Origin of the sequence: Pseudoalteromonas rubra (assembly GCF_005887115.1) — a bacterium.
Classification (GTDB): domain Bacteria; phylum Pseudomonadota; class Gammaproteobacteria; order Enterobacterales; family Alteromonadaceae; genus Pseudoalteromonas; species Pseudoalteromonas rubra_F.
Genome location: NZ_PNCJ01000057.1, coordinates 1 through 20,044, shown reverse-complemented (window position 1 = coordinate 20,044; position 20,044 = coordinate 1). Strand labels below are relative to the sequence as shown.

Genomic DNA, 20,044 nt, shown 5'->3' with positions numbered 1-20,044 from the left:
TATTAATATATATAATCATATCCATTTCATTTTCCATATCCATATCCATATCCATATCCATATCCATATCCATATCCATATCCATATCCATATCCATATCCATATCCATATCCATATCCATATCCATATCCATATCCATATCCTCATCCATGTCCTCATCCATGTCCATGTCCTCATCCATGTCGTATGTGAAGAGAATAAATAGCACAGTTGGCTGTTCCACTTGAGTTTGATTGAATGCATAGCGTCGTATGGCTTTATTTTTCCGTTCTCAACCAAGTGTTATTGCGTTGTAATTTTTATTTCTCGAATAGGCAATATTAATATTTTCATGGCTGATGGAGCATTCATATATAGCGAGTAATTAAGCCATATTGACAGATAATTTATTGGTTTAAGTTTATGATAAGTATGGTTAAGTTGGGTATTTTTGTGATTTTGATTTTTGCAATTGCTAATGCCAATATGCACCTCGTCAAAGCGTTACAGCGCAAGACAAAAACTAGTAATTGGAAATTAACTTGAACAAATTGAACAATTAGCCAGGCATTCATACAAATGAGATTTCGCGTGATGCCTGAGTATTCGGAGGCACTATGGCGAGAACAAAATTTTATACAGATAAAGAGTTATCTTATTTATTAAACCAACAACTCATTGGTGATTGCCTGGACGATCATTTTCAGCCTGATGGCCTGGATTGTTCGCTTATCAATGTTGCAGACGCCGATTTGAATATCGGCGAAGAGCAACAAATAAACTTCTACCGTATGTAAATTTGGAGAGCACCTGAAATGGCATTTATCGTACTTGGACAACAGCAGGATGAACATGCGCAGTACATGCTGGAGAAGCTGAAAATGCGTGGACTTGAGGCCTACTTACTGTCTACGCATGACTTCCCACGTAAGGTTCAATTTAGTTATGAGCCCAACGAGGAGTCCGGTAGTTTGACTCTGGCATGCGGGAAAAAGCTGACCCTGGATGAAATACAAGCGGTATTTTGGCGCGGTTTTTCAGGTGTCTCAGACGAATCTACACGAGAAAATTATATGAGCCCAGAGAGTATCGCGGCTCAGGATGCTATGGCGTGTCTGAGAACTTGGTTCTTTTTAGATAATGACACCATCTGGTTAAACAGTTGGGAAGCGTTTCAACACCATAAAGAGAAGCCATTTCAACTAACTAAAGTCAAGCGGCTGGGTGTACGTATTCCTCAAACTTATGTTGGTAACAATCTGGAAGATATTAAAACAGCATTCAAAGCACTTAAGCAGTCCATTTTTAAACCTGTATTTGGTGGGGCACATACTGAGTTACTAACAGAAGCACACCTGGAATCAGAGCGAGTGACCCAAGCTCTGGCGAAGTCGCCTATTACAGTTCAGGAGTTTATTGCGGGCACGAATATACGCAGCTATGTCATTGGGGATAAAGTTATCTCGGTCGAACTAAGAAGTGAGCAAGCCGATTTTCGTGAAGATAGCAATATGGAACTACTGCCGATTGAAACCCCGGCAGAGATAGTGAAGCAAGGACAAAAAATTGCCAGAACGCTCCACTTGAACTGGACTGCGATTGATTGGCGCAGAGACCAAAATGGTGATTATTACTTTTTGGAAGCAAATCCCTCTCCGATGTTCATCGGGTTTGAAAAACTGTCGGGGATTTCTATTACAGATCATTTAGTTGACTATATGCTGGGCAACGGATGAGGTTAAACGATAAGCGAGGAAAGAGCGATGAAAGAACTAAATAAAATTGACAAGCAGTCTGTTGTTGGTGGTGTGAGAACGTCGCACCCAGATGAGGCCTGGGTAGCGGCATGCAAAGCATTTTTGGAGCTGTTTGCCTAAACCCGTCGCGAGTTAATTTTAGTGATATTTTTCTAAAACCATCTTGGCGGAGCGGTTATAGAAAATCCATTTGCGAGTAATTCAACAATAAGGAAACACAATGCATCCATTCTCATTAAATAAGCAGCATCACGAAAAAGTTGCAGGCGGCTTTCAAAGGGTTGAGCTAACAGAGCCAAGCTTGCGTGAAGTGGGGGGGCCCATCGACGTCACTATGGCTATTCCGGAAGACGGCAATGACCCGTTACCACCGTTTTTCCCACCCTATCTGACCAAGTAATGAAGAGTAGGCTGGGCTGATCGCCAAAGGTATAAACAACTTAATGCTAATTAACTGATAAAGAGAAAAAAGATGAAATTGAACAAGAAAAAAATCAAGAACTTGTCTGTGTCTAATGAAATGCTTACAAAGCAGACCCATCAAGTTGCAGGCGGATTTGCTGCCATCAGTGGGCAAGATTGTAACCTGCCAGATACACTGGCCTGCAACTCTCAGGCATGTCTGGCGCCATCTAAGCATTTCCAGTGCTTTGAAAGCTTACTGATGTGCCCGGCTTAAGCGACTAAGTTGATACGAAATAACGACCTTTGCACTATTCTTGGCGGAGTTAGAAGCAAAGATATCTGTAAGAACAATTAACGTAATAAGGAAACACTATGCATCCCTTTTCATTAAATAAAGATCAAGAGCAATCCGTTGTTGGCGGTTTGCGAAAGCCTATTGTTGATATCACCCTGGCTGAGGGCGAGTCTGGTGGTCCAATTTATGTGACTATGGCTATTCCGGAAGATGGTCACGATCCACTGCCACCTTTAGAGCGCTTTTAATTTATTCTGGCTGGATCGGGCTAAACACTTGTCGGTTCGGCTGGGGTACCCGGACGCCATGACGTCCACGATAAGTGGCCTTGTTTAAAGCTTGGCGGAGCGCAAACAAAGTCTCTTAAACTCTGAGAAATTTAAATTAATAAGGAAACACTATGCACCCTTTTTCATTAGATAAATCACAAAAGCAAAACGTAACCGGCGGAAATGTCTTTATTTCGGATCTGCTTGAAGAAAATGGTGGTCCAATTTACGTGACGATGGCCATTCCTGAAGATGGCTACGACCCTGAACCGATTTACATGTAAAAGCCATCCGTAAAAGCGAGATTATCGGGAGTAAAGTTCAGCTTGGGGCACTTGGCGGAGTTACCGAGGGCGAGTTTACTCTCTTTGAAACATAAATATTAATAAGGAAACACTATGCACCCTTTTTCATTGGATAAAACACAAAAGCAAAACGTAACCGGCGGAAATGTCTTTATTTCAGATCTGCTTGAAGAAAATGGTGGTCCAATTTACGTGACGATGGCCATTCCTGAAGATGGTTACGACCCTGAACCGATTTACATGTAAAAGCCATCAATAAAGGCGAGATTATCGGGAGTAAAGCTTAACTCGGGGCACTTGGCGGAGTTACCGAGGAACGAGTTTACTCTCTGTGAAATTTAAAGATTAATAAGGAAACACTATGCACCCTTTTTCACTTAGTAATACACAGCAAGAGCAGGTCACTGGCGGTCTAAAAGGTGAGGTAATCACTGATAAATCGATGTACGAAACTGGCGGACCAATTCGCGTGACTATGGCTATCCCTGAAGATGGCAACGATCCGTTACCACCTATTTTCCCTGTAAAAGACATCATGTAAGAGAAATGAACACTATGCATCCTTTTTCATTAAAAAAAGAACAAGAACAAATTGTTACTGGTGGTCTGCGTACGGGGATCATTGATATCACACTGGCTGAAGGCGAAACTGGTGGGCCAATATACGTGACGATGGCTATTCCTGAGGATGGTGATGATCCGTTACCGCCGTTTGAGCTGATGTAACCCTGAAAAATAGGGGTTGGATCATAAAAAATCGTAGCACACATAGATGTGTGCTACGTGATATCCTGAAACAATTAATATCAAAGCAAAGCACATGAAAGAATTAAACTCAGTTAAAGCGTTAGCGTTGGTTGCAGGGGGGATTGGCATAGGCATCGGCCTGGGTGATCCGAACGATCCGACGCGTACTATCTGCTAGAAAACGGCAGATATCCCAAGTTACTTGTTGTTGAGGGCTGGATGTCAATTCAGCCCTTTTTGTGTTTTTATCGCGCTGTATGACAAGAGCCGCAGAGGTATCATTGGGCATGCTGCGCACAGGTCATATATGCAACTTCTTATCAGGTAGAGGTTGTTATTATTTACATCATGGCAGCGCCGGACCTTTAGGCGGGGCGCTATTGCCTTCGTGATAATTTCACTATGTTATTACCTATCAGTGTCTTGTGATTCAATGCAAAGATCGGCAGGGAAGATTCTTACCGTTAATATTACTAAATTGTTTTGTTTTTGTGATTTACTATATATTATCGTTCAAGATGAAATGAAAGAGTCATTATTATTGAAAAGATGTGACTCATTCTGATTTAATAACTTGCCATTCGCTGTTGTCCCTATCCGAACTCAGTCAGGGATAAAGTGAAAGGATATGGGATCACGAGTCACCATGAATGAAGTAAGATTTTCAAGGCAGGTCAAGGAGGTTCGGTTTGGTGCCTGGATACTAGATCCGAAGCACCAGAGTATCAGTGATGGTGAGGTTGAGCGAGAGCTTGAGCCCCTGTTATTTCGACTGCTTTGCTACCTAATCATCAACAATGAGCAGATCATCACCCGGCAAAACCTGGTAGAAGATGTTTGGTCGCAACACTATGTAGATGATAACGCTATCAATCGCGCGATGTCAGAATTAAGAAAGATTCTGAAGTCTGACAAGCAGAAAGGGACGATTGTAAAGACTCACTATCGCAAAGGGTATAGCTTCTTTCTTGAGCCAGAAATCGTTTACTATGAACATGTTGAAAAACCATCGCCGCCTTATGTACAGACTCACACCGATCCAAAATTGTCTGGAACGCCTGACCCTTCTACTCAGCCTCAGGTAACAGCTTATCATCATCGAAAAAGTACGCTGCGGTGGCGTTATGTGTTGTTTCCTATACTCCTCATTTTGCCTCTACTGGCTTGGTATATCCTGCCAACAGGCCTTTTTGCAACAGACCAAAATACTCATTTGCTGACTCGCAGCGACATAGAAGAAAGTGTGCTTTCCTGGTTACCGGGTCGTTATGCCACACTCAACCTGTCTCCCAATAAACAACAGGTTGCATTTTCTTTTATTCAGAACGATAACAGAAACTATGCGCTGGTGGTTAAGTCGCTGGAAAATGGGCATGAGAAACGTATTGGTAATCCGGGTGTAAATTATTTCCCGGTCGGGTGGTCGGTTGATTCCAGCTTTATTTACTACCGGGCTGTGAGTGAAGATCAATGTCAGGTGTGGCAACTGAGTGCTGATTTTATTACCAGCAACCGGCATGTTTTTGATTGTACGCTGCACTACACTACGGGTGGTGGCGTGGCAGCAGGACGCTTCGTGTATTCAAAAAGTGGCTATCGCAACCGCGATGAGTTGTCTGTATTAACAAGCCGAGACCTGAGTACAGGTGATGAGTTTCAGATTACCTCACCCAACCTGAATTCTTATGGCGACCGCTTTTTAACTTATGTCGCTCAGAAGCAGGTGATCCTGTTTGAGCGCAGGCAATATGAATCCAATGAACTGTATATGACCGATCTGGACGGTGGCAATCAGGTTAAGTTATATGAGTCGCCAAACCGGATCTGGGCAGTAAACTATGATGCTGAACAGGATTTGGTCAGCTGGTTTGATAATACCGCCAATCAGCTATACCGATTTTCTTTGGCGCAGAAACGACTACATAGTGTTGAGCAACTTCAGACTGAACAACAATATGCGAGCTCTCAGATACTGGATAGCAACACCTTATTGATGGTGAGTTACCCTTTTCAGGCTGATGTATTCTTATTAGATCAGCAGACCCTTGGGCTGACAGAGCTCATTGCTAGCCCACTGGAAGACACCTCAGCTACTGAGGTCGGCGACGAATTTTTATTCCTGACACGTCAGGGGGATCAGCGTATCGTGAGAAAGCAGCAATCAGATGGTCAAATCGTGCCGCTCGCGCTGCCACAAGACAACTACACTGCGTTGCGTTATAACTCTGCCAGTGATCACTTATTAGTTCAGTATAAAGATAAAATTGACGTGTATAAGTTGTCGGATATGACTCTGGCTGACAGTATCAATGCGCAGGGGGTTGTGGTGGCTGCCGAGTTTATCGGACCTCATGAGCTAGGGTATGTGGTTGTGGATGACCACAAAGTGAAAAGCCGGGTGTTTAGCTATTCTTTGACAGAAAAAAAGGTCACGCCACTGCCAACATCTGACTCACTGTGGATAGGGCGCCTTGATGACGAGCATCTGGTGTCTTTGTCCTCCAGTGACAAAGTGGTCCTTTACAATATCCAGTCGGGTGAGATAACCCGAACGATTGAGCTGCCTCAGGTGAAGTATAAGCACACGCTTGCTATCGGCGAGGGGGATATCTACCACTCTGACGGTGAAACCATCTACAAACTTGATTTTAGTGCACCGTCAGTAATTTCTGAGTTCTACCATATAGATACTTCTAAATATGTGATCAGCAATATGAAGTACTCCCAAAAACGCGGTGGCTTAATCCTGGACCTGATTGAAGTAGTGGAAAACCAGCTGATCAAAGTCACATTAAAGGAAACTGAGTCATTGTAATGTGTGTCCTCAGGAAGGCGCCAATTAAGGGCGATTAAGTCTTGAGGCAGCTTACCGGACAGCAAAGAGTGACATTTTGTACCGTATTCACATTATATTCTCCTGCCGAGGGAGTGTATGCTAACCAAGCAGCGTAAAAAGAGTTGGGCGCTTGCTTGTCCACCGGACCATCATATGTTGGCTGTGTTATGTGTTTCTAAACAAGCTGGGCTTGCACAGACTTTGTATGCCTGTATCACAGTGGGCCCTTGCCAAAGAAGTACGACTGAAACTCCATAGTACGCTCGCATCAGATCACTCAACGAGCGTATGAATCCGCTGTTCACAATGGTGGCCGTGACTCATCCTGAACTTTCCTTCGCCATTCGTGCACGAGCTTCGGTATTACCTGGTGAAGCAGGGGGCTGTGGCAAAGCCTTTGTTTTGCACGGCCTGTGACATTTTTACTGTGGTCTGAACTTCTGACTGCTTCACCAAGCTAATCATACTGTGAAATTGTTTGTCCACACCGGTTTCTTGGTTTTTTGTCCAAAATGGAATTATTCGGCAATCGCAGCAATTCTTACACCTGATTATTTGCATATATAACATGTGCTTACAATCTTGCGTTGGAGGTAAGATAAGATTTGATAATTACCGAATTTGTGATGGCTTGGCTAAGGTAGTTAGTAACGAAACAACACAGTTTCAATCGCACAACTAACCCAATTAGCCGGAGCGTCAGGATGATTACATTAAAAACAAAAAAGCTAAAAACACTATCAAAAAAAGAGATCTTGGGCAGTAAAGAAACACGCGTTATTGCAGGTGGTACTAACACAGAAACGTTTACCGGGTCGGTCGATCCAAAACAGGATGCTTAGTACGCAAGCTCTTTGCATCACATTGAGCGAACGGGCGTTGCTGCGCAATTAGCTGAAGACAGCCGCCGTAGTCGCAATACTCAGTTGTTGTGATGTCTGAACACAAGGATAAAACATTGTTGAATATAACTATTCCCATACTGGCTGCAGGTGCGCTTACAGGGCAGTTAACACTGCAAGAACCCAGTAGTGAGTTTTATTACTCCAGAGATACCGTGACCGTTCTGGCCGCACCTCGAGTGACCAATGGTGCCTGGGTCGACAAGGGCGCGGTGCTGCTGACCATTCAACCTGAGGACGGCGATGAAAGCCACTCGCTGGTATCAAAATCGGATGGTTACCTTGATTATGTCAGCGATAAACTATCTCCCGGATATCAGGTAACCGCGGGAGAGATGCTGTTTATAATTCGTTCGGCGCGCATACTGGCGAAACACGAACTGGCCGGACAGATCTCAGGTCAGGAGATCAATCAGCAACAGACTGTCTGGTTGTGTGATCAGGCAAAAGCATGGTCTCTGCGCGTTGATGAAGTAACGCAAAGCAGCCTGCTCGTTTCAACGCATGTACGAGACGGTGACTATGAGGCGCTAAAATCAATCAGCCATAAACCACAACTCTCCCTATACAAAGAACGTCATACCTGTTTGGCTGACAGTCTTAAATTGGCGTCTGACACACACTCTGTTGACTGAATTGGCTCCTATCGCAGCATTTCATTCGTTTCGCTGTTCTGGTTTGAACCACCAGTTGTCCCAAAGCGTTTCTGCCCGTTTCCTCTCAATACAAGCAGGTTCATCGCAATCGCTCAGCCTGATAGACACAGGAACATTCTCCGCTTCGGGTGAACAAGAATGTGCATCGGCTACAGGCATAAAAAGTACCTACCAATCTGCGCTATAAAACGCGCCCAATACTGTTTATCTCTGTTCAAACTGCCGTTTGTTAGTGACTGTGCTGAAACATGGTGGAATTCGTTTCTGTAAGTGCGGTGGCGATGACACTTAAACCAGCATTCTGGTGATACGTCGTTGGCGTTGCAATTGAGGTGGCAAAAGCGCATAGCCAAATAATGCGGATCCCGAACTCGCGGTCTGCTCAACCCGATCTACAGGGCTTGTTCTAACAAAACAGGTTGGTACACATATTGTTGATATGGCCGTCAAAGTCTGGACCCGCATTATGGCTCTCTGTCAGTGACGCTGAAGCGCTATCCTGTTTCCAACACTGTGTCTTTGGTCATTCAGACACGTTACATGGGGAAGATAAAATGGCAGAAAAATATGGGGAAAAGTGAGTTCAATATAGACTCTTATCAATACATACAGAGTTCGTTTTATCCATAATAAAAACTCATAAGTTGTTGTAAATAAAGTTAATGTTTGTATTTTTGTGATTTTGACCAAGGTGCTTACGTAGCGCACTATAGAGGCTAGATTGATTTGACAACACCAACTAGACATTACTTGATCCGTAAGGAGCCGACAATGAAAGCACAACTCGAACATTATGCGCATGACCTGTTTGCCAGTAACCATTTACTGAAGTCGTCTATTGAGCAGTTTGAGGCGATAGAACAAGGTGAACAACTTTCTGGTGTATTACAGGAAATAGCCTCACAGTCAGGGTATGAATGTCTGGCTTTTGTTGATTTTATGCCTATGTCTACCACTGTATACGACATGAACTTATATGGTCATTATCACAGTGCATTAGAGCGCCATCTGGACACGCCTCAGATGTATAGCCACTTTAAGTCGGGCATACGTATTTCAGCTATGTCTAATTTATTGGCCCATGCCGATGAGCTTGATCACCTTTATGCACTGCCTTTACGCGGCGTTTCGGGGATCGTGGGTGGACTGGTGTTTAATATTCCTGAAGACGTTGCGAAGCAAAACAGCATCGAGTCCATTGATTGGTATTGGACGCTTTTGTCACCTTACTTACTCAATGCGGCTTTACGTTGCAGAACCGTCAGACTCTCAATCACTAAGCGAGAGCGAGACTGTCTGCTGTGGGCTTCAGAGGGCAAAACGTCCTGGGAGATTAGCCAGATCTTGGGTATTACAGAGCGCACGGTGAACTTTCATCTGACGAACTGCATAGAAAAAACCCAAAGCGCCAATCGCCAACAAGCCATTGTTAAATGTATTATCAATAACTTAATCTAGCTTCTGTGAGCAAATCTTACGGCTGTTGACCACATGCTGAGAACTATACAGACCATGGAGAGAATCATGTTCGGGTTTGGCAATAAAAAATTAAGTAAAGAAATTATTTGGGGTGTAGGGCCTTCAGAGCACCAATCAGGTGGCCTGATCCCTACAGACACTAAACGTGATTTGTTTGATCTCTAAGCACCTACTGTCGTGCGATGTGTCCTGTTAGTGCACTATCGTACGGGTGTCGTGTACCGGCCGATCCGCCGGCAAATACGCCGTGGATCAGTGTCGTCATTTGTGTACCAGGAGGCAGCTAAAATCGACTCCATCGCGAAGCCTAACGTTCACTTCTGGCCTTTCATTTTCTCGTCCTGAACACTTGGCGTTCAAGCCAATGTCTCCTTAGCGACAAGTTGACCCTGCATTTAATGCGGATGCTCCGAGTTGTATTACACTCACAGTACTGAATCCTTTTCTGATACTGAGCCGACCGCACCAGTAAGGTGTGTTGTATTTGCGCGGAATTAAAGCGTAAGTGATGCGCTGGTGACGTGACCAGTACCTGGCGAGCGACGAGTAAATCACCACATCACAGGCAGGGTGGCTTGATAGGCATGTGTTTGAGCTGCTGCCGTCTTATATGAAAAGGGTATAAATCTGGCAGTCATCGGCAGCACATGATGCCCTGACACTGCATAGCGGTGTGATCCAATAAAATCGGACACCGTTAGCGTCGTCCATGCTTGCGCAGGGCGTTCAGTCCGGTACACCCGTGTTTAATCAGCGCAAGGAATAAGTCCGGACTAACGGGTTAAACATTCCTTACTCAGCACATCAACCTTGGGCCAGAAACACACGCAATGTGTCCTCGCTGCCAGAAATGTGAGTGTTTCTGCGTCAGTTGCATGCGCAAGCGATGTGAGCCAGGATGAAGTTAATTCATTAAGCGGTTGGTGTCAGGTGCTGACAGGAAAGGAAAAAAGGGGCCACATTGCTGCGAACCCCTTTACAATCATGATGTGGTTGGCTGAGCGCGTTATTCGTAACGCAGCGCTGCAGAAGGCTTGGTACTGGCCGTTTTAAAAACCTGTATGGCAACGGTTAGCCAGGTGATAGTGCCGACCAGGGCAGCTGCGGCTAGATAAATCGCATAGGGATGCGCGACACGCTCGTTAAAGTTTGTGAGCCAGTCACTGACCAGCCAATAGGCCAGCGGAAATGCGATGAGTGCACTGCCTATCACTAACTTAATATACTCCATGGCCAATAAGTTGATCAGCTGAGGACGCGTTGCGCCTAGTACTTTGCGGATGGCCACCTCTTTACTGCGGCGCTGGGCACTGAAAGAAGATAAACCAAAAATGCCTATGACAGTCAGGAATATAGCCAATGCAGTGAAAGTGAAAATCACCTTAGATGCCTGCTGATCTCCCTGATAGAGCAGCTGATATCGCTTAGAGATTGACTCGATATCTGCACCGACTACGCCCAAATGCTTTTGCAGCACTTGCTGAACTTCCTGGCGCAATTGTGCCAGGTCGGTCCGGGTATGCGCCAGCACGAGGTTGGCCTGAGGCATCCGGCTGTAACCACAGATAAAGAACAGCGCAGACGACGTATCGCGAGAAGAACCAATTTTAATGTCTTCCACAATTCCAACGACTTTTGCACGGATGCTCTGACCTTCTCGGTTTCCTATCACCACGCGCCAGGTCTGGCCTATGATGCTATCCATATCGACCTGATTGGCCTGCATAGCAATATCACGACTGATAATGATACTGGCACTGGGCTGCGACTCATCGCCTTGCTGATACCAGTCACTGCTAAACTGGCGACTGAAGTCACGGCCATGCAGCAAGGTGAGCCCTTGATTCTCGACCGTCTGATAGCCGGTGCCAATAAAAGGAATTGGCATATTGGCGGGATCGGCACCCGGCCAGATTAATCGCGCCGAGGTATTCGTGCTGCTGGTCAATGCGGTGTCACTGACACCAACACTGGTGACACCGTCCAGGCGTTGCAGAGCATCTGTCAGTGCAGAACGACTGCTAAATACATCGTCTGCATTCAAAGCCCGGATCTCCAGGCGGTTTTCTTTGGCATAGCCGGTGTTGAGTGTGGTGAGAAAGACCAGTTGATGATAAAGCACATAGGTTGCAATGATCAGGGTAATAGATAGTGCGGCCTGCGCCACCAGTAAAGACTTACGCACCCAGATGGCGGTGACGCCACGTTGCAGGTCGCCACTAAGCACGCGTTTTGCGTCAAATGACGCGATAAACAGGGCCGGATATAAGCCAGCAATGACACCAACCGTCACTATGGTGGCACTAAACAGCGCAATAAAAGGGAGAGTGAATGTCAGTACCAACGACTTATCAACCAATTGATTAAACCAGGGCAGTGCGAGCTCGACGAATACCAGGGCCAGTAAACCCGCGAGTAGTGTGATCAGAACCGATTCCAGCAAGAACTGCAGCATAAGCTGAAAACGCGAGGCGCCCAGTGCTTTTTTGACACCCACCTCTTTGGCGCGTTGTGCCGCCTTCGCGGTACTCATATTAATAAAGTTAAAGCTGGCAACCAGGATCAGCAAGATGCTCAGGCCGATACTGATATGAACATTATCGGCAGAGCCATTGGCTTTGAATTCAAATCGGGAGTGGCCATAGAGGTGGATATCCAGCAGTGGCAACAGTGTCACCCTAACCATGTTTTTACCGTTGTACACCATCTCGTTGTATTGCTCTGTAAGCACTTGTTCGAGCTGGGTACGTGGTAGCTGCGCGGAGTCATCAAACCGGGCGCGCAGATACACATAGGCATCATTGCTTTGCAGTGAAGGCTGTCCGGCCTGTGATGGGGTCATTGCGGCAAGGCCATTAAAATCAAAGTGGGTGTTGTCTGGCAGGTCAGCAAAGACAGCAACCACACTCCAGGTAATATCACCTTGTACTAATGTCTGACCAACCACGTCGCTCTGGCCAAACAGACGGATCGCCTGGGTCCGCGACAGGGCGAGCTTGGCCGGTTGTGTTAATGCCGGTGCAAGCTCGCCATGCAGTATATCTAAAGAGATAAACTGAGGGAGGTTATCCATAGCTGCAAACACCTTGTCTAACTTCTGCTGTTGACCGCGGATTTGGATATCATTGCCATGACGCTGGCTCAGATTGAGCAGGTAGAATGCGTCTTCAATATCATTGAGTTTGGTAAATTCTTCAGCCATCAGTGGGCTAGACACAGGCGCATCGAGGCCCATGGAGGGCCAGCTTTGCTCTAGCCTGAATACATGACTGGCATTGGGCTGGTGGTCATCATAGCTGAGTTCAAACTGGCTGTAGAGTGCGATTAATAACGCCGCGCCCAGACCGATGGCCAGACCGGTGACGTTGAGTAAGAGGTGGAACTTTTGCCTTAAAAAGGCTCTTAGTGCGCCCATCAGATAGAGTTCAAGCATACGCTGCCTCCGGCACGTTTTGTAGAACCGCCGGGCGTTCATGCGAGATTATCTCACCATCCAGCAGCCGGACGGTTTTGTTGCCGTACAAGGCATCTTGCTCCGAGTGTGTCACCATGACTATGGTGGTGCCGTCTCGATTAAGCTGCTGTAAAAGCTGCATCACTTCTTCGCCATTTTGTGAATCGAGGTTACCGGTCGGTTCATCGGCCAGGATCAGGCTTGGGTTACACACTAAAGCGCGTGCGATGGCGACACGTTGCTGTTGACCACCGGACAATTGCTGAGGAAGGTGGCCGGCACGATGGGCCAGGTTGACGCGGGTCAGCATCGCCTGTACTTGTTCCTGGCGTTGTTTTTTAGCCACTTTTTGATAGATTAAAGGCAGCTCAACATTTTGCGCCACGGTCAGGTCATCAATTAGGTTAAAGCTCTGGAAAATAAAGCCCAACTGACGTTTTCTTAGCTCTGCCAGCTGTTGTTCGCTGTAACGTTCAATGGCTTGATCAGCAAATCGATAGGTGCCGCTGGTGGGGCTGTCTAACATGCCCAAAATAGAAAGTAAGGTTGATTTTCCACAACCAGAAGGTCCCATGATGGCAAGAAAATCTCCTTGCTCCACATGCAGGTCGATGTTGTTTAGCGCCGTGGTTTCGACCTCTGAGGTGCGAAAAACCCGGTTAATTTGTTCTAGTTTTATCATGATTGTTCTCGGCTTGTTGAGGTGTTAGTTCAGCATTAAAGTGTCGGCGTTATTGAATGCGCTGTAGCTGGACGTGATGACAACATCCCCTGCGTTCAGGCCACTTAATACTTCGAAATAGTCGTTGTTCTTTTTACCCAGGCGGATTGATTTTCTGACCGCTTTATTGCTGTCTTTATCAAGCACAAAGACCCAGTTTCCGCCGCTTGAAGAGAAGAAGGCGCCACGGCGTAACATCAAAGTGCTGGCTTGCGCATCCCCTAAATGCAACTCCAGATCAACGCTCTGGCCGCGCTTGAGTTGGGTCAGCTCTGTGGGTAGGTCGAGTTCGACCTGAAACTTGGCGTCTTTTACCCGGCTGTCTATCTTGGTCACAGTCAGTGCAACGGGCTGACCATCGAACAAAGCAATGGCATTCATATCGACGGCGACTTGATTGAGGTAGTACTCGTCAACGTCTGCAACCAGCTTGTACATATCAGGAATGTCAATTTGACCCAGGCGATCACCTCGCGCTTTAGATTCGCCAATCTCCGCTGCCAGTTCACTCACGTAACCATCTGCCGGCGCACGAACGAGCAGGTCTTCAAGGTTTTTACGTGCAAAAGCCAGGTTTTTCTGCAGCATCTGAGCACTGTCTTCAAGCTGCTCAATCTGGATATTGCGGATCTCATTTTCCGCTTTTTGGCGTTGCAGGGTGAGCTCTCGGCGCTGCTCGTAGTAAGTCAGGTCTTGCTCTAATGTGGCAATCTGATCTTTGGTGATTGCGCGGTGTGTTTGTAGTGCCAGCGCTTGGTCCAATTTACGCTTCAGGTGCTGGATTTGATGTTCAATTTCTAACAGGTCGCGACGCAGGTTCAGTTTATTGTTCTCCATCGTCATCTGAGTATTGCGTAAAAAATTAAGTTGCTCAGTGACCTGGGCTTCTCTGCTGATCACATCAAGTTGCAAAGACATGTTAGACAGACGCACCAGAGGTTGGCCTTTGGTGACAAAGTCGCCGGGCTCCACATGTTTTTCCTCAACGCGACCACCTGACAGGGTATCGAGCAAAATAGCGCGTTTAGGGGCAATACTGGCTCTGAGCCTGATCTGCTCGGTAAAGGTGCCTCGGATCACTTCTGAGTGGACCAGGGAGCTTTGATCTATGGTCTGTGTTTGTCCCTGTGAGCGGCTATCCTGATAGGCATAACTAATTGACAGTAAACTGCCACACAGACCCGCCCAGATTAATGACTTCTTTAGTTTAGTGTTGCGTGAAGTAGTAATTTTCTTATCCATGCTCATGGGCTTTCCCCTTTGGAACCTAATGTGAACTTTGTAGATTAAATATACTTGTAGGGCGGGGGCTTAGTTAGCTGTAAAATACAACAGGGTCACAGGAGCAAGATGGTGTGTGGAGAAAAAGGGCGACCCATCCTTAGGCGGCCCGTGTCGGTGTATGGTCTGTGAGGCAAGGGTTTAGACGAGTTTGACGTTTCCTTGCCCTTCAATATTTAAAAAGCGGTTAAACATATGACTGAAGCGGTTTCCTTCGTGCATTATCATCAATAAAGCCGCATTTTTTGTGTAGTCATTAATGATCTGCAGAATATCGCCTTTGCTGGCGTCATCGATGTTGGCCAATGGCTCATCAAGCAAGTAAACACTGGCTGTTTTGAGCAGGCAAATTGCTATCTGACATTTTTTCTTCTGTCCTTCAGAGAGGCGCTCAAAGGGCTTATCTAAACACTCTAGGATGCCGAGTTTTGCAACGAGTTCATCTGCTTTCTGGCGATCACCGCCTTGCGCGATAATGCGGTCAATATTGTCCCCCACAGTGCCAGGAAGCAGGCCAAAGGGATATAAAGAGGCGCTGATATGCGACATCGCTGGTTTTGAGATCTCGCCTTGGTTCGGCGTGTAAAAACCTGTCAGCAAATGTGCCAGCGTACTTTTTCCCGCTCCGTTAGGGCCACTGATTAACACCCGGTCGCATTTATCAACCGTCAGACTGGTACTTTTTAGGATGGGCTTGGCCTGAAAATCGAAGTCAACATTGTTAAAGCAGATCGTGTCGCTGTTGGCTAGCTGGGTGTGCGCATCGGCATCTGTGGCCAGCGATTTAAACTCGTTATAGCGGTCCAGTAATGCGTCCAAAGTTGCAAGACGGGGCACTAAGGCAGAGAGTTGCTCAACCGCGTTGATGATCAGGCTAAAGGCGCGCGTCAAGGCAAATAGTGACCCTATGGTGATCACCCCAAGGATGACCTGAAAACCCGCAACGATAATGACGGCTAACTCAGCGTACGAGAGAAAAACCGCACTGATTGACTGATACAGGGCACTGTAACGGGTATTTTTATACTGTGCATCTAATGACGCCTGCAAACCCGACTTAATGGTGCTCTGTGCCGTCTTGTTCAGTGAAAACAGGCGTACATGCTTATAACTGTCTACAACAGTAGCTAAAATAGACTTAAACTGGGCTTCTGACTCCTGCAGTTGCTTGGTGCTGTCACTGATCTTGCCGCTGAAGCGATTCGCCAGAAAGTATAAGCAAGGCAAGATGATGGCCAGAGCCAGCGTGATCTCCCAGCTGATCCAGATGGCCACCGAAATGCCCGAAATACAGATAAAGACACAGGTCGTAAATGCAACCAGCGTATCTATCATTTCTGAGAGCTTTTTCGGTTCGTCATAGAGGCGTGAGATATAGTAGCCACGGCCATGATGGGTGATTTCCTGGCAGTCATGCTGGTAATAGCTATTGGCCAGATCGACCGATAATTGTTCCTGTAAGGTATTTTTGATTTTCTGCCTTGTCAGTGTGGTCCAGTAGATAAGCAGACGACCACCGGTAGCGACTGAGGTCACAATGATGGCTAACCACATAAAGAAAGACTGATTACCTTCATTTATGGCGTCAATCAGCCATTTTAAGGCGAGCGGATCAACAACAGTAAAAAACACTGCCTGGATTGCAGTCAGTACCAGCAACAATGCCAGCCGAGACTTTTGCGGGGCCAGTAATTGCCCGGCGGTTTTTATGTTCGATTTACTGATAGGCATAAGAACACTTCCTATATAGCCCCGTCTTATCGGGGACTGTGCGGGCAGTCTGATCTTGTCAGACTACCCTCCTCATTTTTTACAAATCATGCATGAAGCGATGACCACCGGTAGCAAGCCTGTGCAGCATCATGCCAATGCCTGAAGAGCCAAAAGCATAATCTACAGATAAACGCACTGAGTGACGACTTGGGTAGATTTCACCTTGCTGACGGTCGATGGAGAACAGCGTTAATCGTTCACTGATCTCACAGGCAACCTGACGATAGTGAGTATTTTCAGTGATTTGATAGAGGTCGATGAAAAATTCAACGATGCCTGAGACACCAATAAACTGACCCTGGTCAACGGAGTAACGAGAGTATGCCGACAATGCAATCGACTGCGCGAGCTCAAGGTAGCTGGCATCGCCTGTTTCTCGATAAAAGCGGATCACCACGGCACCAATCCCTGCCGCACCATGCTCCCAGTAAGGCAGAACGGTTTTGCTGTCTATCGTTTTACCCCATTGATATTCTCCCTCTGCGGTGAGACCGGCCTGAATATCATGTGCCAGTGCGGCTTTGGCAAACTCCAGTGTGGCTGTATTATGGGTCAGTTTGGCCAGATAGAGTAAGAACAGAGCGACCCCGGCGCTACCGTGTGCAAAGCCAACCGGAGTTTCCTCGTCCTCAGCAACGGGAAAGTAGCAACCATGCTCGGTGTCGCAAGCGCGCTGCTGAAGTTGCTGTGCAATGGACTCTGCATGCTCAAGATACGCTGTGTCGTGATAGCGGGTGTACAATTTGAGACACATATAGCCGACACCGGCCAGACCATGCGCAAAGCTTATTGCATCGAATTTACCCATAGAATCAAGGGCATAGTTGGCCCAGCGTTTTGCCTGCATTTCACGGTCGAGTTCTATTTCAGCCAGTGCCATACCTGCGTAGCCGACGAACAAACCCGCGGTAGAGGTGTGAGTCTCAAAATCGGCGACTTTTTCCAGTAAGTGTGTCGGAACATCATGACCTGTTTTGGCCATAAACACAGCGGGTCCATAGTAACCATAAGTGAGCGCCAGAGGATGGACATCAAATGCCGTATAATCAATGGGCATAAAATGAGGGTCTATGTTGGTCTTGATCCCCTGTGAAATAAATGCGGCGATTTTATTCACCCGCAGCGAAAAGTCCTCAGCTTTTGTCACTGGGTGCTGATCATAATCGGGTAGGGCTGTAATAAAGTGCGCGCTGGTATTCGCCATTTGTGGATTCGCGGTCGCGGCAAGCTTAACTAATGCGTTTTGTGCTTGCTCGGGCTCACCGTCAGCCAGCTTCTGAATCACCTCTGTAAGGTAAGGGTTGAGTGCGCAATCATTTTGTAGTTTATGCAGCAGCTGCCAACGCTTTTCAGGTGCCAGGGAGAAAATATGCAGGGCCGGAAAAATCATACTATAAAGCGCCATGGCCAGAGCAAACCAATCGCCCTTATAGGTTGCGCCGGTATCCATAAAGTCTTCGTTGCTAAACCCTGGGGTCGTCAGCAAAGCACGTTGTATCTGAGCATTTTGCTCGGGGTGATAGGCGCCTTCGAAATCTATAAATCGGATTGTTTGAGCCTGTTCGTCGACCAGTATATTGTTTGGTGACACATCGCCCAAGACCACACCGCGCTGATGCGCTTCTGTCACCGCTGCGATGGTTTCGCGTGCGATCCAGATAAAATGCTGTTGGAATCGCTCTGCACTGGCAGAGTCTGCGACAAATGGCACTAAAGTGACTTCTTTTTTACCGCGGTAATTACGTAGCGGTGTGCCGTCAATGTACTCCTCGACTAAAAATGAATGTTCCCACTCGGTAAACCAGTCTATCGCGGTCGGAAAGTAACGGCTAGTGCTGAGCGTTTTGATAACGCTAAATTCGTTCTGTAGTACTTGATCGGCATAAAGCGCGCCCTGATCTGCCACGCTGGAGAAGTGCACGTAAGGCCTTGCTTCTTTGACTACGACTGTCCGTGAAGTTTGCAGATCTTTTGCTTTGTATACACCGCCACTATTGGAAAAAGACAAAGCTTCAAGTACTTCATATCGATCATTAAGGGGGGCTATGCTTTCATCTGTGTCTTCTGTGAGCTTAAAGGGTTCCTGTACCCACTCAGGCAAAGTATAAAAGGCTTCGCGTTCATCTTTGATAAGCGTGCCATCTGGCTTTTTAATACAGGCAACCTGGCTGCCATCTGCTTTTTGTTGTGGTAATAATTTAAAACCACCATAACGGTAATATACTACTTTACTGTCTTTATAACGCTTATCTGACAGGATATAAGGGCCATTGAATTCTTTTGTTGCCTCATAAATGGCTTGGATCAGTTGTTTAAATATGGACACACTGCGTGGGTAAATGGTGATGAGCTTTCCGGAGCTGCCTCTTCCGGTTGCTTTGGAGGCCATTTGGTTGGCGATGTCCTGACGGCAAATAACTTTAAAGGATGTGTCGAACTCTATACATTGTTGCAGGGTTGAGTGAATGATAGACAGCGCATCTTCGGTTGAGGCCGAAACGTGAATTTTAAACCCCTGCTCGGGTAGTTGCTGATAGTTGGGTGTTGCTGAAAGCCAAATACTATGGTGCTTCGTTGACCAAGATTCAGGGACTATTGACGAGACTGCCTGTGCAATGGCCTCATCTGGCTTCATTATGGCGGGTTGAGTAAAGTACTCATTATCACCCAGCATATAAGAGTTGTTATACATACCGACACCTGTTGTTATTTAAAGTTATTTTCTAAACAGCAAGGAGCTGAGCAAACAGGTGGTGTGCACTCTTGGTCAAGCAATCCATTATTAACCTGACCCAGAGGTATCTGGAAGGAGCTATCTCCTTTCAGAATCAGTCACTGCTTGTATCTCAGCCCAGCCATAAAGCACTTACAGTACTTTATCCAGTGTGCTTCCGCAGTGGTTAGAGATGGTGCTCCACTCTTGGATCTCTGCGTTATCGTTGCCTGAAGCGATGCTTTGTAGTTTCAATACGTTATTCATTTTTTATCTCCTGTATAATTTTTAATTAAAAAGATTTGTTTAGACTGTCACCACCGCAGTGGTTAGAGATAGTGCTCCAGTCCTGGATTTCACCGTTATTGTTACCAGACTGTACTGCTTGAAGTTTTAATACGTTATTCATTATTATTTCTCCGATTTTTTAAAATGGCTTTTGCAGGCTGTCACCGCCGCAGTGGTTAGAGAT

General features: G+C 46.4%; 20 protein-coding genes. 14 read left to right on the top strand and 6 right to left on the bottom strand.

The features are described from left to right. Window positions 1-596 precede the first annotated feature (596 nt). From CWB98_RS22875 to CWB98_RS24680, 14 genes are all read left to right on the top strand, one after another. A complete protein-coding gene (locus CWB98_RS22875) occupies window positions 597-776 on the top strand; it encodes a hypothetical protein (protein WP_138546905.1) in 180 nt (59 codons plus the stop codon). Between the two features lie 18 nt (window positions 777-794). Continuing rightward, window positions 795-1,715 carry an ATP-grasp domain-containing protein gene (locus CWB98_RS22870; RefSeq protein WP_138546904.1) on the top strand — a complete coding sequence of 307 codons (921 nt, stop codon included), beginning with the start codon at window positions 795-797 and terminating at the stop codon, window positions 1,713-1,715. 241 nt (window positions 1,716-1,956) lie between these two features. Next, window positions 1,957-2,136, top strand: coding sequence for a hypothetical protein (locus tag CWB98_RS22865; RefSeq protein WP_138546903.1), 180 nt, complete (start codon window positions 1,957-1,959; stop codon window positions 2,134-2,136). Window positions 2,137-2,208: 72 nt separating this feature from the next. Next, on the top strand, window positions 2,209-2,415 hold the full coding sequence (locus tag CWB98_RS22860) for a hypothetical protein (protein ID WP_138546902.1): 207 nt from the start codon (window positions 2,209-2,211) through the stop codon (window positions 2,413-2,415). A gap of 98 nt (window positions 2,416-2,513) precedes the next feature. Beyond that, window positions 2,514-2,684, top strand: a complete 171-nt coding sequence (locus tag CWB98_RS24080) for a hypothetical protein (protein WP_171045736.1) — start codon at window positions 2,514-2,516, stop codon at window positions 2,682-2,684. Between the two features lie 152 nt (window positions 2,685-2,836). Further along, complete coding sequence (locus CWB98_RS24075) at window positions 2,837-2,989, top strand: hypothetical protein (RefSeq protein WP_171045735.1); 153 nt, start codon at window positions 2,837-2,839, stop codon at window positions 2,987-2,989. A 114-nt stretch (window positions 2,990-3,103) separates the two neighbouring features. Continuing rightward, window positions 3,104-3,256: a hypothetical protein gene (locus tag CWB98_RS24070; RefSeq protein ID WP_171045734.1), complete on the top strand. Its 153-nt coding sequence runs from the start codon at window positions 3,104-3,106 to the stop codon at window positions 3,254-3,256. Between the two features lie 115 nt (window positions 3,257-3,371). Further along, window positions 3,372-3,551, top strand: coding sequence for a hypothetical protein (locus tag CWB98_RS22855; protein WP_138546901.1), 180 nt, complete (start codon window positions 3,372-3,374; stop codon window positions 3,549-3,551). A 5-nt stretch (window positions 3,552-3,556) separates the two neighbouring features. Continuing rightward, window positions 3,557-3,736 carry a hypothetical protein gene (locus CWB98_RS24065; protein ID WP_171045733.1) on the top strand — a complete coding sequence of 60 codons (180 nt, stop codon included), beginning with the start codon at window positions 3,557-3,559 and terminating at the stop codon, window positions 3,734-3,736. A gap of 667 nt (window positions 3,737-4,403) precedes the next feature. Further along, the gene (locus tag CWB98_RS22850; protein ID WP_171045732.1) at window positions 4,404-6,572 is read left to right on the top strand and encodes a winged helix-turn-helix domain-containing protein; all 2,169 of its coding nucleotides are present in this window, start codon (window positions 4,404-4,406) and stop codon (window positions 6,570-6,572) included. A 309-nt stretch (window positions 6,573-6,881) separates the two neighbouring features. Continuing rightward, on the top strand, window positions 6,882-7,010 hold the full coding sequence (locus CWB98_RS24685) for a hypothetical protein (RefSeq protein WP_283241224.1): 129 nt from the start codon (window positions 6,882-6,884) through the stop codon (window positions 7,008-7,010). A 287-nt stretch (window positions 7,011-7,297) separates the two neighbouring features. After that, entirely contained in the window at window positions 7,298-7,435 is a 138-nt protein-coding gene (locus CWB98_RS24060; RefSeq protein WP_171045731.1) for a hypothetical protein, read from the top strand. A 116-nt stretch (window positions 7,436-7,551) separates the two neighbouring features. Continuing rightward, window positions 7,552-8,130 carry a hypothetical protein gene (locus CWB98_RS22845; protein ID WP_138546899.1) on the top strand — a complete coding sequence of 193 codons (579 nt, stop codon included), beginning with the start codon at window positions 7,552-7,554 and terminating at the stop codon, window positions 8,128-8,130. 792 nt (window positions 8,131-8,922) lie between these two features. Continuing rightward, complete coding sequence (locus tag CWB98_RS24680) at window positions 8,923-9,609, top strand: helix-turn-helix transcriptional regulator (RefSeq protein ID WP_138546898.1); 687 nt, start codon at window positions 8,923-8,925, stop codon at window positions 9,607-9,609. Between the two features lie 1,027 nt (window positions 9,610-10,636). Here CWB98_RS24680 and CWB98_RS22835 read toward each other — a convergent pair. From CWB98_RS22835 to CWB98_RS24265, 6 genes are all read right to left on the bottom strand, one after another. Then, the gene (locus CWB98_RS22835) at window positions 10,637-13,063 is read right to left on the bottom strand and encodes an ABC transporter permease (RefSeq protein ID WP_171045730.1); all 2,427 of its coding nucleotides are present in this window, start codon (window positions 13,061-13,063) and stop codon (window positions 10,637-10,639) included. Continuing rightward, window positions 13,056-13,766, bottom strand: a complete 711-nt coding sequence (locus tag CWB98_RS22830) for an ABC transporter ATP-binding protein (RefSeq protein ID WP_138546896.1) — start codon at window positions 13,764-13,766, stop codon at window positions 13,056-13,058. Before CWB98_RS22830 ends, CWB98_RS22835 begins: the two co-directional genes overlap by 8 nt. 24 nt (window positions 13,767-13,790) lie before the next feature. Next, a complete protein-coding gene (locus tag CWB98_RS22825) occupies window positions 13,791-15,047 on the bottom strand; it encodes an efflux RND transporter periplasmic adaptor subunit (protein ID WP_138546895.1) in 1,257 nt (418 codons plus the stop codon). A 180-nt stretch (window positions 15,048-15,227) separates the two neighbouring features. After that, window positions 15,228-16,817 carry an ATP-binding cassette domain-containing protein gene (locus CWB98_RS22820; RefSeq protein ID WP_138546894.1) on the bottom strand — a complete coding sequence of 530 codons (1,590 nt, stop codon included), beginning with the start codon at window positions 16,815-16,817 and terminating at the stop codon, window positions 15,228-15,230. A 79-nt stretch (window positions 16,818-16,896) separates the two neighbouring features. Continuing rightward, window positions 16,897-19,551 carry a class III lanthionine synthetase LanKC gene (gene lanKC / locus CWB98_RS22815; protein WP_138546893.1) on the bottom strand — a complete coding sequence of 885 codons (2,655 nt, stop codon included), beginning with the start codon at window positions 19,549-19,551 and terminating at the stop codon, window positions 16,897-16,899. 174 nt (window positions 19,552-19,725) lie between these two features. After that, the gene (locus tag CWB98_RS24265) at window positions 19,726-19,839 is read right to left on the bottom strand and encodes a class III lanthipeptide (RefSeq protein ID WP_249364751.1); all 114 of its coding nucleotides are present in this window, start codon (window positions 19,837-19,839) and stop codon (window positions 19,726-19,728) included. Between the last annotated feature and the right edge of the window lie 205 nt (window positions 19,840-20,044).